The 11,714-nt window shown below is 70.0% G+C and carries 10 protein-coding genes and 1 tRNA gene; 6 read left to right on the top strand and 5 right to left on the bottom strand.

From position 1 onward, the window contains the following. The first annotated feature begins 140 nt into the window (after positions 1–140). Together AAHF99_RS12540 and AAHF99_RS12545 are read left to right on the top strand one after the other, a co-directional pair. Positions 141–2,114, top strand: coding sequence for an aconitate hydratase (locus AAHF99_RS12540; RefSeq protein WP_342164664.1), 1,974 nt, complete (start codon positions 141–143; stop codon positions 2,112–2,114). Positions 2,115–2,146: 32 nt separating this feature from the next. Next, positions 2,147–3,496, top strand: coding sequence for an MFS transporter (locus tag AAHF99_RS12545; protein WP_342164665.1), 1,350 nt, complete (start codon positions 2,147–2,149; stop codon positions 3,494–3,496). Positions 3,497–3,537: 41 nt separating this feature from the next. Here the strand turns inward: AAHF99_RS12545 and AAHF99_RS12550 are convergent, their stop codons facing one another. The 4 genes from AAHF99_RS12550 to AAHF99_RS12565 form a co-directional block, all read right to left on the bottom strand. Beyond that, positions 3,538–4,248 carry a DUF1013 domain-containing protein gene (locus tag AAHF99_RS12550; protein ID WP_342164667.1) on the bottom strand — a complete coding sequence of 237 codons (711 nt, stop codon included), beginning with the start codon at positions 4,246–4,248 and terminating at the stop codon, positions 3,538–3,540. 191 nt (positions 4,249–4,439) lie between these two features. Further along, positions 4,440–4,952, bottom strand: a complete 513-nt coding sequence (locus AAHF99_RS27195) for an esterase/lipase family protein (protein WP_412759877.1) — start codon at positions 4,950–4,952, stop codon at positions 4,440–4,442. 420 nt (positions 4,953–5,372) lie between these two features. Then, complete coding sequence (locus AAHF99_RS12560) at positions 5,373–6,317, bottom strand: ribose-phosphate pyrophosphokinase (RefSeq protein ID WP_243951948.1); 945 nt, start codon at positions 6,315–6,317, stop codon at positions 5,373–5,375. A gap of 133 nt (positions 6,318–6,450) precedes the next feature. Next, positions 6,451–6,687: a DUF4170 domain-containing protein gene (locus AAHF99_RS12565; protein ID WP_243951947.1), complete on the bottom strand. Its 237-nt coding sequence runs from the start codon at positions 6,685–6,687 to the stop codon at positions 6,451–6,453. Positions 6,688–6,820: 133 nt separating this feature from the next. Between AAHF99_RS12565 and AAHF99_RS12570 the strand changes: the two genes are divergently transcribed. Then, a complete protein-coding gene (locus tag AAHF99_RS12570) occupies positions 6,821–7,243 on the top strand; it encodes a hypothetical protein (RefSeq protein ID WP_243951946.1) in 423 nt (140 codons plus the stop codon). A 12-nt stretch (positions 7,244–7,255) separates the two neighbouring features. Here AAHF99_RS12570 and AAHF99_RS12575 read toward each other — a convergent pair. After that, positions 7,256–7,348: transfer RNA gene (locus tag AAHF99_RS12575), tRNA-Sec, on the bottom strand. Positions 7,349–7,510: 162 nt separating this feature from the next. Between AAHF99_RS12575 and AAHF99_RS12580 the strand changes: the two genes are divergently transcribed. The 3 genes from AAHF99_RS12580 to hfq all read left to right on the top strand — a co-directional run bounded on the left by AAHF99_RS12580 (position 7,511) and on the right by hfq (position 11,680). Continuing rightward, positions 7,511–9,880, top strand: coding sequence for a sensor histidine kinase NtrY-like (locus tag AAHF99_RS12580; protein WP_342164669.1), 2,370 nt, complete (start codon positions 7,511–7,513; stop codon positions 9,878–9,880). Then, entirely contained in the window at positions 9,877–11,241 is a 1,365-nt protein-coding gene (gene ntrX, locus AAHF99_RS12585; protein ID WP_342164670.1) for a nitrogen assimilation response regulator NtrX, read from the top strand. The genes AAHF99_RS12580 and ntrX overlap by 4 nt, the downstream gene beginning before the upstream one ends. Before the next feature lie 187 nt (positions 11,242–11,428). Then, on the top strand, positions 11,429–11,680 hold the full coding sequence (gene hfq / locus AAHF99_RS12590) for an RNA chaperone Hfq (protein ID WP_238249876.1): 252 nt from the start codon (positions 11,429–11,431) through the stop codon (positions 11,678–11,680). The last annotated feature ends 34 nt before the right edge of the window (positions 11,681–11,714 follow it).

The raw sequence follows: 11,714 nt of genomic DNA on the forward strand, positions 1-11,714 counted from the left end.
ACAGGACTTGGCGTCTGTCACCCCGCCGGACTTCCGCCCCGCTCTCGGCCGGCTAATTGCGCTGGCCAAACACGGCGCCGCGCGCCGGGCGCCGGTCGGCGCGCCGAGACCAAGGCGCGGCCGGAATGGGAGGCAGCCCGGTGGCGTTGAACCTGACGCAGAAGCTCGTCCAGTCGCATCTCGTCGAGGGCGACCTCACCCCCGGCGGCGAGATCGCGCTGCGAATCGATCAGGCGCTGCTGCAGGACGTGCTCGGCGGCCTCGTGATGCTGGAATTGGAGGCGATGGGCGTCGAGCGCGTCGCGATCCCGATCGCCGCCCAGTACATCGACCACAACCTCGTCCAGAACGACCATCTCAACGCCGACGAGCACCTGTTCCTGCGCTCGGCCTGCCGGAAGTTCGGCGTCTGGTACTCGCGGCCGGGGAACGGGATCAGCCACCCGGTCCACATGCAGAGCTTCGGCAAGCCGGGGCAGACCATGGTCGGCTCGGACAGCCACACCCCGGCGGCCGGGTCGCTGGGGATGCTCGCCTTCGGCGCGGGCGGAGTCGAGGTGGCGCTCGCCATGGCCGGCGAGCCCCTGCGGCTCCGGATGCCCAAGGTCTGGGGCGTGAGGCTCACCGGCACGCTGCCCGACTGGGTGAGCGCGAAGGACGTGATCCTCACCCTGCTCGGCCGCCACGGGGTGGAGGGCGGGTTCGGCACGATCATCGAGTATCACGGGCCGGGGCTCGCGGGCCTGACGGCGATGGACCGGCACGTCATCGCCAACATGGGCGCCGAGATGGGCGCCACGACGAGCGTGTTCCCGGCGGACGAGGCGGTCAGGACCTTCCTCGAAGGCGTCGGCCGGGGAGGGGTTTTTGCGGAGCTTTCAGCGGACGAAGGCTGCACCTACGACAAATCCGAAGAAATCGATCTCTCTTCCCTGGTGCCGATGATCGCCAAGCCGTCGAGCCCCGGTAACGTCGTGCCGGTCTCGGAGGTGGCGGGCACCGAGATCTACCAGAGCTATATCGGCTCCTCGGCCAATCCGGGTTTTCGCGATTTCGCCGTCGCGGCGGCGATCGTGAAGGGCAAGCAGACCCACGACCGGGTCTCGTTCGACATCAACCCCTCGACGCGGGTGGTGCTGGAGACCCTGATCCGCGACGGGCAGCTCTCGGACCTGATCCATGCCGGGGCGCGGGTGCATCAGGCGGGCTGCAACGGCTGTATCGGCATGGGGCAGGCCCCCGCCTCGGGGCGCAACTCGCTGCGCACCGTGCCGCGCAACTTCCCCGGCCGCTCCGGCACGCGGGAGGACAGCGTGTTCCTGTGCAGCCCCGAGACCGCCGCCGCCTCGGCGCTGACCGGCGTCATCACCGATCCGCGCACCCTGGACATGCCCTATCCCCGGATCGTCCCGCCCGCGATGGTGCCCGGCAACACGACGATGCTGCTCGGCCCGCTGCCGGAGGCCGAGGCCCGCACCGTCCGGCTGGAAAAGTCCGAAAACATCACCACCCTGCCGGAACTGGGCAAGCTTGGCGCCGACATCCGCGTGCCGGTGATGCTCAAGACCGGCGACGACATCTCCACCGACGACATCATGCCGGCGGGCGCGCGGGTGATGCCCTACTGGTCGAACATCCCGAAGACCTCCGACTTCACCTTCGAGCCCATCGACGACAGCTACCCCAAGCGCGCGAAGCAGGGCGGGGCGGAGCGCGCCGGCCACGCCATCGTCGGCGGCCTGAATTACGGGCAGGGGTCGAGCCGCGAGAACGCCGCGCTTGCCCCGCGCTACCTCGGGCTGGAGGTGGTGCTGGCCAAGAGCTTCGCCCGCATCCACTGGCAGAACCTCGTGAATTTCGGGGTCCTGCCGCTCACCTTCGCCGACCCGGCCGATTACGATAGGCTGGAGATCGGCGATCATCTCGAGATCGTGGGCGTGGCCGAGGCCCTGGCGGCGGGCCGGGACATCACCGCCACGCTGCGCGGCAAGGACACGATCCGGCTCACCCACGGCCTGTCGCCGCGACAGGTCGAGGTGCTGCTGGCGGGCGGGGTCATCGCTTGGCTGCGCGCCCGCCTCGGCAAGGACGAGCCGGCCCGCACGGTCGCCTGAGCGCCTGACGAAAAGATCACCGGGAGAGTGCGATGAGTGCGGGCGACGCCCTGGCGCGCGAGGACGCGAAGGCCCCCTGGCATGCGGGCCTGACCCCGCGCCACTGGCGCATCCTCTGGGGCAGCTATCTCGGCTGGATCTTCGACGGCTACGAGGCGGTGGCCCTGGTCTACGCCCTGCGCCCGGCGCTCGGCACGATCCTGACGCCCGAACAGGCGCAGGCGCCGGCCTATTACGTCGGGCTCGCCATCGGGATCACCCTGCTCGGCTGGGGGCTGGGCGGCCTGCTCGGCGGGATCGCGGCAGACTACATCGGCCGCAAGCGGATGATGATGATCTCCATCCTCGGCTACGCGGTGTTCACCGGGCTCACCGCCTTCGCCGAGAGCTTCGTCCAACTCGCGGCGCTCCGCTTCATCACGGGGCTCGCCATCGGCTCGGAATGGTCCACCGGCATCGCGCTGGTGGCCGAGACCTGGCCGAACCGGGCGCGGCCCAAGGGCTGCGGCTTCCTGCAATCGGGCTTCGGCGGCGGCGCCGTGCTCGCGGCCATCGTCTGGGCGGTGCTGGCGGCGACGAACCCGCTCGGCGACCAATCCTGGCGGATCATGTTCGCCCTCGGGGCGCTGCCGGCCTTCGTCTGCCTGTATCTACGCCGGGCGCTCGACGAATCCGAGCAGTGGTTGCAGGCCCTGAAGGAGCAGCGCTGGGCGGCCACGTCCGACGGCGCCGCGCACGGGGCGAAGCCGGCGCAGCGGCCCTTCACCCTGGCCGAGATCTTTCGCGAGAAGGAGAGCCGCCGCCGGGTGCTGCTCGCCACCGCGATGTCCTTCGCGACGACGGTGGGCTGGTGGGCGGTCTCGTCCTGGCTGCCGGCCTATACGGAGGGGCTCGCCAAGGCGGCAGGAGAGCCGGCCAATGTCTGGGGCCCGCGCATGGGCATCGTCTACAATGTCGGCGCCATCACCGCCTACGTCGTCTCGGGCTTCGTCGCCGACGCGATCGGCCGGCGGCCCTTCCTGATCGTCACCTATGTCGGCTGCATCGCCACGTCGCTCGCCTGCTACCTGTGGCACGGTGGGCTGATGCCGTTCCTGGCGCTGGCCTTCCTGAACGGTTTCTTCACGCTGGGCTTCGCCTTCTCGTGGATGGCGATCTACCTCGTGGAGCTGTTCACCCCGGCGGTGCGGGCGACGGCGGCGAGCGTCGTGTTCAACGGGGCGCGGCTCGTCGCCTGGATCTTCCCGATCATCGCCGGGCAGATCGTCACCTCCTTCGGCGGCGTCGCGGCGGCGGCGCTCACGATGTCGAGCGTCTACGTCCTGGGGCTGATCGTGCCGTGGTTCATGCCCGAGACCACGGGCCAGCCCCTGCCGGAGTGAAGAGATCCCCTCTCCCCGAGCGGGGAGAGGGCGCGGGCGGCCTAATCCTCGTCGTCGTCCTCGTCCTGGTGCCGGCCCTTGAGCTTGGCGAAGACGGAATCCGCGTCGAGCCGCTCGTCCCGGCCGCCGCGAAGGTCGTCCTCGTCGGGCTCCGGCTCGCGCTGGGTCGAGACCTCGGTCGGCAGGAGCGAGGCGCCGCCCTCGGCCGCCAGCGCCGCCGGACGGTCGGCCGCCGCCTTCTGAACCTCGAAGTCGAGGTTGATCTGGGTGGTGAGACCCAGCGTCACCGGGTCGAGGGGCTGCAGCGAGCCCGAGTTCCAGTGGGTGCGCTCGCGGATCTGCTGGATCGTCGACTTCGTCGTGCCGACGAGGCGGATGATCTGCGCGTCCTTCAGCTCGGGGTGGTTGCGCAGCAGCCAGAGGATGGCGTTCGGCCGGTCCTGGCGGCGGGAGAGGGGCGTGTAGCGCGGCCCCTTGGTGGTACGCTTGACCTCGGGCAGCTTCACCTTCGAGACGGCGGGCTTGAGCTTGTAATGCGGCGCCTTCTGCGCCTTCTCGATCTCGTCGCGGGTGAGCTGGCCAGTGGTGATCGGGTCGAGACCCTTGATCCCCGCCGCGACCTCGCCGTCCGCGATGCCCTTCACCTCGAGGGGGTGGAGTTTGCAGAAGTCGGCGATCTGCTCGAACGCCAGCGACGTGTTCTCGACCAGCCAAACGGCGGTCGCCTTGGGCATCAGCGGACCCTGGGACATCTCTTCACGCGGCTCCGACGGCGGAACGGGCCGAACCGGGCATCGGTTCGCGGGCTCCGGGAACATCCCGGAGACCACCCGTCTCACGCTAAAAAAGGGGGATGCCGCCAGTATAGGCGCCCCCTCGAAGGGGCGCAATCGCCCGCGCACCGGATCGGGGCCTTGCCGCCGGTACTTCGCCGGGGGACCCTCTATTCCATGAACCCCGCCACGATCCGCGAGAATTCCGGGGTGCGCAGGTAGCCGTAGGACTTGTGGGTGTTCTCGCGCCCGTCCGGGGCGCGGTAGGCGTTGATCACCGGCACGTCGCGGATGCGCACCCCCGCCTCGTTCGGCGGGAAGGCGTCGGCCAGATCCTCGCCCACGGTGGCGATGTCGTTGCGGTCCATCAGGTTCATCCAGGCCGCCACCGAGCGGGGGACGGCGAGGTCGCCGTGCTCCTCCGTGAGCTTGAGATGCACCTCCGCGAGGCCGAAGGGCGAGCCGAGGGTGACGAGGGTCACCGGCCCCGCCACGGAGCCGTCGCGCTCGGCCAGCCGCAGCACGTCGTAGGCGATGAGCCCGCCCATGGAATGGGCGGCCAGCAGCAGCGGCCCCGCGCCGTGGCGGCCGAGGGCCTCGCGCAGCCGGGCGCGGGCGGCGTCCCGGAAGACGGCGTCGTCATGGTAGCCCCAGAGGTCGTCGAGGCGGTATTCGAGGATCATGTCGTCCACCGGCGTGAGGCCGACCGCCTCCTGCAGGCTCGCCAGCCCCCGGTAGATCCGGTCCGTGAAGGTCGCCTCGCGGCGCGCCGGCTCCCCGGCGGGGGAGGGGAACGGCCCGAGGCCGAGATCCGGCCGGTAGGGCTCGCGGTTGTCCCCTTCGCGCAGCGGATCGGGGTAGCGCAGGTCCGCCCAGTAGACGAAATCGAGAGAGACCGGGTCGTCGCGGCCGCAATTGCGGCGCAGGCCCTCGCGGATCGCCTCGGCCCACCAGCCCGCCTTCTCCTCGCGGGGCGGCTTGTTGGCGAGGCCGTGGATTCCGACGATGTGCTTCGTAATGGCCGCCTCCCACGGCTTGGCCGCAGGAGGGACACTCTAAATCAGAATGTCGCAGGCGCGACTGCGACAAAAATCCCAGACACGTCAGTCGAACAGGCTGGAGACGCTCGACTCGGTGGCCGTCCGCCCGATCGCCTCGCCGAGCAGTGGCGCGATCGACATCACCCGGATGTTGCGGGCGAGCTTCACGGCCTGGGTCGGCTGGATCGAGTCGGTGATGACCAGCTCCTTCATCCGCGAGGCGGCGATGCGCGAGACCGCGCCCCCCGAGAGCACCCCGTGGGTGATGTAGGCCGACACGTCCTTGGCGCCCGCGTTGAGCAGGGCCTCGGCGGCGTTCACCAGGGTGCCGCCGGAATCCACGATGTCGTCCACGAGGATGCAGGAGCGGCCGCGCACGTCGCCGATGATGTTCATCACCTCGGATTCGCCCGGGCGCTCGCGGCGCTTGTCCACGATGGCCAGCGGCGCGTCGATGCGCTTGGCGACCACGCGGGCGCGGACCACGCCGCCCACGTCGGGCGAGACCACCATCCGGTCCTCGGGGGGCATCCGCTCCTTGATGTCGCGCACCATGACGGGGGCGGCGAACAGGTTGTCGGTGGGGATGTCGAAGAAGCCCTGGATCTGGCCGGCATGGAGATCGAGGGTGAGCACGCGGTCTGCGCCCGCCTCGGTGATGAGGTTGGCGACGAGCTTGGCCGAGATCGGGGTGCGGCCGGAGGTGCGCCGGTCCTGCCGGGCATAGCCGAAATAGGGGATCACCGCCGTGATGCGCCGCGCCGACGACCGGCGCGCGGCGTCGATCATGATCAGCAGTTCCATCAGGTGGTCGTTCGCCGGGAAGGAGGTCGACTGGACGATGAACACGTCCTCGCCGCGGACGTTCTCCTGCAGCTCGACGAAGATCTCCATGTCGGCGAAGCGCCGGACCATGCACTTGGCCAGGGGCAATTCGAGGTAGGCGGCAATGGCCTCGGCCAAGGGCCGGCTCGCGTTGCCGGCGACGATCTTGATCGAGGATTTCATGCTGTCCCGCCCGTACGCGTCCCGTGCACCCTGCACGGAAGCGGCTTCCGCCCCGCGGGTACCGGGGCAGATCCATGACGGATGAGGCTCATATCAGCGGGGACCAAGTGTCACAATGGGTTCGTCGGCCGCCTCAGACCGGCTGCGGCTCGAGCAGGCGGTGCAGGTGGACCACGAAGTAGCGGGTCTGGGCGCTGTCCACCGTGGCCTGCGCCTTGGCGCGCCATGCCGCCTGGGCGGAGGCGTAGTCCGGGTAGATGCCGACGATGTCGAGGCCCTTCACGTCGCGGAAGCGGATCCCGTCGAGGTTCTCGAGCTCGCCGCCGAATACGAGGTGGAGCCGCTGGTCGCTCTCGATCGTCGTGGCCATGATCTCTCCTCTCGCGCGCCCCGGCCTCGGGCCGATTCGGGGCGTCGCGGCGCGCCGGGGTGTGGCCCTGCGGTCGCAGACGGCGCCGGGAGCGTCAAGCCTCGCCGGAGCAGGCTGTGCTAGGATGGCGGGCATGAGCCGTTCGCACCCGCTCCCGACCCTCCTCCTCGCCGCGCTGCTGGCCCCCCTGCTGGCTTCCTTGCCGGCCCCCTTGCCGGCTTCGGCCCAGCAGGGCCTTCGCCTGAAGCCGGGGGAGAAGGTGCAGGCCGAGAAGGCGGCGCGGACGCCCGCCGCGCCGGTCATCGCCTGCCCCTCCGTCGCCAATTACCGGATGCTGATGCAGGCGGGGCCCGCCGCCGCCGCGGCGACGCTGGCCGATCCGAAGGCCGACCATCTCGGCTGCGCCGCCCTGCCGCGCAACCGGATCGGCGCCGTGGTCGACAAGGTGACGCTCGCCGGGCGCAGCTACGATTGCGCGGCGGTGAAGGACACCACCACCTGCCATTGGGTCGAGGCGGGCCGGCTGCCGGCCGCCGGGGCCGAGGGCTGGCGCTGAGGGGGAGTGGAGTGGCGGAAGCGGATGGGAATCGAACCCACCGTACGCTGTTGGCGTACCGCTGGTTTTGAAGACCAGGAGGGCCACCAGACCCCGTTCGCCTCCATCGACCGGCCTATTCGCCGGCTCCGCGTCGGTCAAGGATCGGCGGCCGGCGGCGTCAGTCGGACGCAGGCGCGGGCAGGCCCTTGAGAGCCGGCGACGGCCCTATCGAGCGGCGCCGGATTCGTATTAATTCCGCCACACTGTTGTGGCCCTGCACCAGTCATGCCTTTCCTCTCCCGCTCCGGGAGCGCCGCCACCGGCCCCGATGCGGGCGGGTCCGGCCCCGCTCCAGACCCGGCCGGCCCGGCCCCGCAGGCGGATTCGCCGCTCGCCGATTCCCTGCGCCCGGGGCCACGGGGCCCGGGCTGGATCGGCGCGGCGGTGGTCGTCACGGCGCTGGTCTGCGCGCTGACCACCTTCCTGATCCTGGCCGGCGTCATCCGCGTCACGCCGACGCCGACCTACGGGATCACCCTTCTGGCCATCAACGTCGCCCTGGTGCTCGGGCTCGTGGTGATCATCGCCTGGGAGGCGCGGGTCTTCCTGCATGCCCGCCGGGCGAACGCCGCCGTGGCGCGGCTGCATTCGCGCATCGTCGGCCTGTTCTCGCTGATCGCGATCCTGCCGACGATCCTGCTCGCCGTCGTCGCCTCGGTGACGATCGACCGGGGCCTGTCGCTCGGCTTCACCGACCGGGTGCGGGACGTGGTGCTGAAATCCGTGGAGGTGGCCGACGCCTACCAGGAGAACCAGTGCCAGTCGCTCGCCCGCGAGATCCGCATCCTCAACGACGACCTGACGCGGGCGCGGCCGAACTTCGACGTGAACCGGACGTGGTTCGAGACCTTCCTGACCACGCGGGCGACCAATCTCGGCCTGCCGGTGGCGCAGATCATGCGCGGGCCGACCGACGTGGTGGCACGGGCCAACATCGACGTGCTCAAGCAGGTGCGCCTGCCCTCGGCCGCCGCCTTCGAGGATGCGGGCAAGTCGACCGACCCGATCTGCCTGCTGCCCTCCGAGGGGCGCGTCTTCGCCGCCCTCCTGCGGATGCCCGCCTACGACGACGCGGTGCTGATGGTGCAGCGGGAGGTGAACCCGCTGGCCATCGAGTTCCCCGGCGTGTCGCGGGCGGCGGCGGCCGAGTACCTGACCTACGATTCCCTGCGCCGCTCCATCCAGATCACCTTCGCCCTGGTCTTCGTGCTGATCGCGCTGATCGCGCTGCTCTCGGCGGTGTGGTTCGGGCTGAACTTCGCCAACCGCTTCGTCGCCCCGATCCGGCGGCTCATCAACGCGGCCGACCAGGTCGCCTCGGGCAACTTCTACGCCCAGGTGCCCACGAAGAAGACCAGCGGCGACCTCGCGAGCCTCGGCGAGAGCTTCAACAAGATGACCCAGGAATTGCGCCGCCAGCATGCCGGGCTGATGGCCGCCAACGACCTGATCGACGCCCGCCGCCGCTTCACCGAGGCGGTGCTGTCGGGGGTCTCCCCCGGCGTGATCGGCCTCGACGCGGCGGGCTTCGTCACCATCGCCAATCCCGCCGCCGAGCGGATGCTCGATCTCGGCAGCGATCGGCTGGTGGGCCAGCCGCTGGGGGTCGCGGTGCCGGAACTCGCCCCGGTTCTGGCCGAGGGCGAGGCCCGGCAGCGGGCGGTGCAGCAGCAGATCCAGCTCACCCGCACCCGGGGCGAGCGCAAGGAGGAGCGCACCGTCACCGTGCGCGTCACCGGCGAGCAGGCGCCGGGCGGGGCGCGGGGCGCGGTGGTGACGCTCGACGACATCACCGACCTCGTCCAGGCGCAGCGCACCTCCGCCTGGGGCGACGTCGCCCGGCGCATCGCCCACGAGATCAAGAACCCGCTCACCCCGATCCAGCTCTCGGCGGAGCGGATCCGGCGCAAGTACGGCAAGGTCATCCTCACCGACCGGGAGGTGTTCGACCAGTGCACGGCGACGATCGTGCGCCAGGTGGACGAAATCAAGCGCATGGTGGACGAGTTCTCGGCCTTCGCGCGGATGCCGAAGCCCGCCATCGCCCCCAACGACCTGACCGAGATCGCCAAGCAGAACCTGTTCATGATGCGCGTCGCGCACCCGGACATCGATTTCGCCTTCTCCGCCGAGGGCGGCGCGGGCGCGTCGGAAAAGATCGTGGCGGCCTTCGACATCCGGCTGCTCAGCCAAGTGATCACCAACATCCTCAAGAACGCCGTCGAGGCGGTCTCCGAGGTGCCCCCCGATGTGCTCGGCAAGGGCAAGATCGCCCTGGGACTCGCCGTCGAGGACGGGTTCGCGGTGATCACGGTGACGGATAACGGCAAGGGTTTCCCCGCCGAGGGGCGCCAGCGGCTGTTGGAGCCCTACATGACCACCCGCGAGGGCGGCACCGGGCTCGGGCTTGCCATCGTCAGCAAGGTGCTCGAGGAGCACGGCGGCGGCATCGCCCTCAACGACAACCCCGCCGGTCGCGGCGGGCAGGTACGGATGCGGGTGCCGCGCGAAGCCGGTCCCGAGCGGCCACCGACCACGCCAGAGGAGAAGGGCGCCGCACCGACGGCCCCCCGGATCGCGGAGATGCAGGCATGAGCGCCGATATTTTGATCGTCGACGACGAGGCCGACATCCGCGACCTCGTCGCCGGCATCCTGGACGACGAGGGCCATCGCTGCCGCACGGCGGGCGGCTCGGACGAGGCGCTGAGCGCCATCGAATCCCGGCGCCCGCACCTCGTCTTCCTCGACATCTGGTTGCAGGGCTCGCGCCTCGACGGGTTGCAGGTGCTCGACCTGATCAAGGCCGCCCATCCCGACCTGCCGGTGGTGATGATCTCCGGCCACGGCAACATCGAGACCGCCGTCTCGGCCATCAAGGCGGGCGCCTACGACTTCATCGAGAAGCCGTTCAAGGCCGACCGGCTGATCCTCGTGGCCGAGCGGGCGCTGGAAGCCTCCCGCCTGCGGCGCGAGGTGCGCGACCTCAAGGCCCGCTCCGGCTCGGCCGACCAGATCGTCGGCGGATCGCTGGCCATCAACCAGCTGCGCCAGACCCTGGAGCGCGTCGCCCCCACCAACGCGCGGGTGATGATCACCGGGGCGCTGGGCGCGGGCAAGGAACTCGCCGCGCGGACCCTGCACCGGGCCTCGACGCGGGCGAACGGCCCCTTCGTGCTGCTCAACGCCGCCACAATCCTCCCCGAGACGATGGAGGCCGAACTGTTCGGCGTCGAGGGCGAGAACGGCCGCCGGGTCGGCGCCCTGGAGGAGGCCCATGGCGGCACGCTCTACCTCGACGAGGTGGCGGACATGCCCCGCGAGACGCAAGGCCGGATCCTGCGCGTCCTCGTGGACCAGAACTTCCAGCGGGTCGGCGGGACGACGCGGGTCCACGTCGATGTCCGCATCATCTCCTCCTCCTCCCGCGACCTGCAGGAGGAGATCGCGGCGGGCCGCTTCCGCGAGGACCTGTTCCACCGCCTCTCGGTGGTGCCGATCCGCGTGCCGGCCCTGTCCGAGCGGCGCGAGGACGTGCCGGAGCTGATCCGCTTCTTCATGGACAACATCTCGGGCCAGACCGGCCTGCCCAAGCGCGTCATCGCCGAGGACGCGATGGCGGTGCTGCAATCGCACAACTGGCCGGGCAACGTCCGCCAATTGAAGAACAACGTCGAACGGCTGATGATCCTGACCCAGGCCGACCCGGAGCAGGAAGTCACCTCCGAGATGCTGCCCTCGGAGATCGGCGCCCTGGTGCCCACCACCCCGGCCGGGGCGGGGGGCGAGAAGCTGATGAGCCTGGCGCTGCGCGAGGCCCGCGAGATCTTCGAGCGCGAGTACCTCGTGGCGCAGATCGCCCGGTTCTCGGGCAACATCTCGCGCACCGCCGAATTCATCGGCATGGAGCGGTCGGCCCTGCACCGGAAGCTCAAGTCCCTGGGAATCGGGCCGTAGGGCCGGCCCGAGGCGATAAAGCCGCTGCCGTTCCGTCACGCCCCGCGCGGAACGGCCCTTGCTTCGGCTCACGCTTTGGAATGCAAATGCTTTATACGGAGCCGTCGGCGGGACATCGGACAATTCCGCAGGCGGCGGACCATCCCGAACCGGGCACTCCCATCGGGACAACAAACAGGCGAAGAAAATGGCCGGCGAGCGCGCACAGAACCTTCAGGACACCTTCCTCAATCATGTCCGCAAGAACAAGATCCCTCTGACGATCTTCCTCGTCAACGGCGTTAAACTGCAAGGCGTCGTAACTTGGTTTGACAATTTCTGCGTGCTGCTGCGCCGGGACGGTCATTCCCAGCTCGTCTACAAGCACGCCATCTCCACCATCATGCCGGGCCACCCGGTTCAGCTCTTCGAGCCGGACGAGACGCCCGAGAAGGCGTAAGACCTCGCCCTCTCCCCGATCCAAAGGGAGAGGA

The sequence above is a fragment of the Methylobacterium litchii genome (genome assembly GCF_038442315.1).
GTDB lineage: Bacteria > Pseudomonadota > Alphaproteobacteria > Rhizobiales > Beijerinckiaceae > Methylobacterium > Methylobacterium litchii.

Excerpts from the sequence above, each read along its gene's own strand:
- AAHF99_RS12545 (WP_342164665.1), top strand. The coding sequence starts at position 2,147 with ATGAGTGCGGGCGACGCCCTGGCGCGCGAGGACGCGAAGGCCCCCTGG.
- AAHF99_RS12550 (WP_342164667.1), bottom strand. The coding sequence starts at position 4,248 with ATGTCCCAGGGTCCGCTGATGCCCAAGGCGACCGCCGTTTGGCTGGTC.
- AAHF99_RS27195 (WP_412759877.1), bottom strand. The coding sequence starts at position 4,952 with ATGATCCTCGAATACCGCCTCGACGACCTCTGGGGCTACCATGACGAC.
- AAHF99_RS12560 (WP_243951948.1), bottom strand. The coding sequence starts at position 6,317 with ATGAAATCCTCGATCAAGATCGTCGCCGGCAACGCGAGCCGGCCCTTG.
- AAHF99_RS12565 (WP_243951947.1), bottom strand. The coding sequence starts at position 6,687 with ATGGCCACGACGATCGAGAGCGACCAGCGGCTCCACCTCGTATTCGGC.
- AAHF99_RS12570 (WP_243951946.1), top strand. The coding sequence starts at position 6,821 with ATGAGCCGTTCGCACCCGCTCCCGACCCTCCTCCTCGCCGCGCTGCTG.
- AAHF99_RS12580 (WP_342164669.1), top strand. The coding sequence starts at position 7,511 with ATGCCTTTCCTCTCCCGCTCCGGGAGCGCCGCCACCGGCCCCGATGCG.
- ntrX (WP_342164670.1), top strand. The coding sequence starts at position 9,877 with ATGAGCGCCGATATTTTGATCGTCGACGACGAGGCCGACATCCGCGAC.
- hfq (WP_238249876.1), top strand. The coding sequence starts at position 11,429 with ATGGCCGGCGAGCGCGCACAGAACCTTCAGGACACCTTCCTCAATCAT.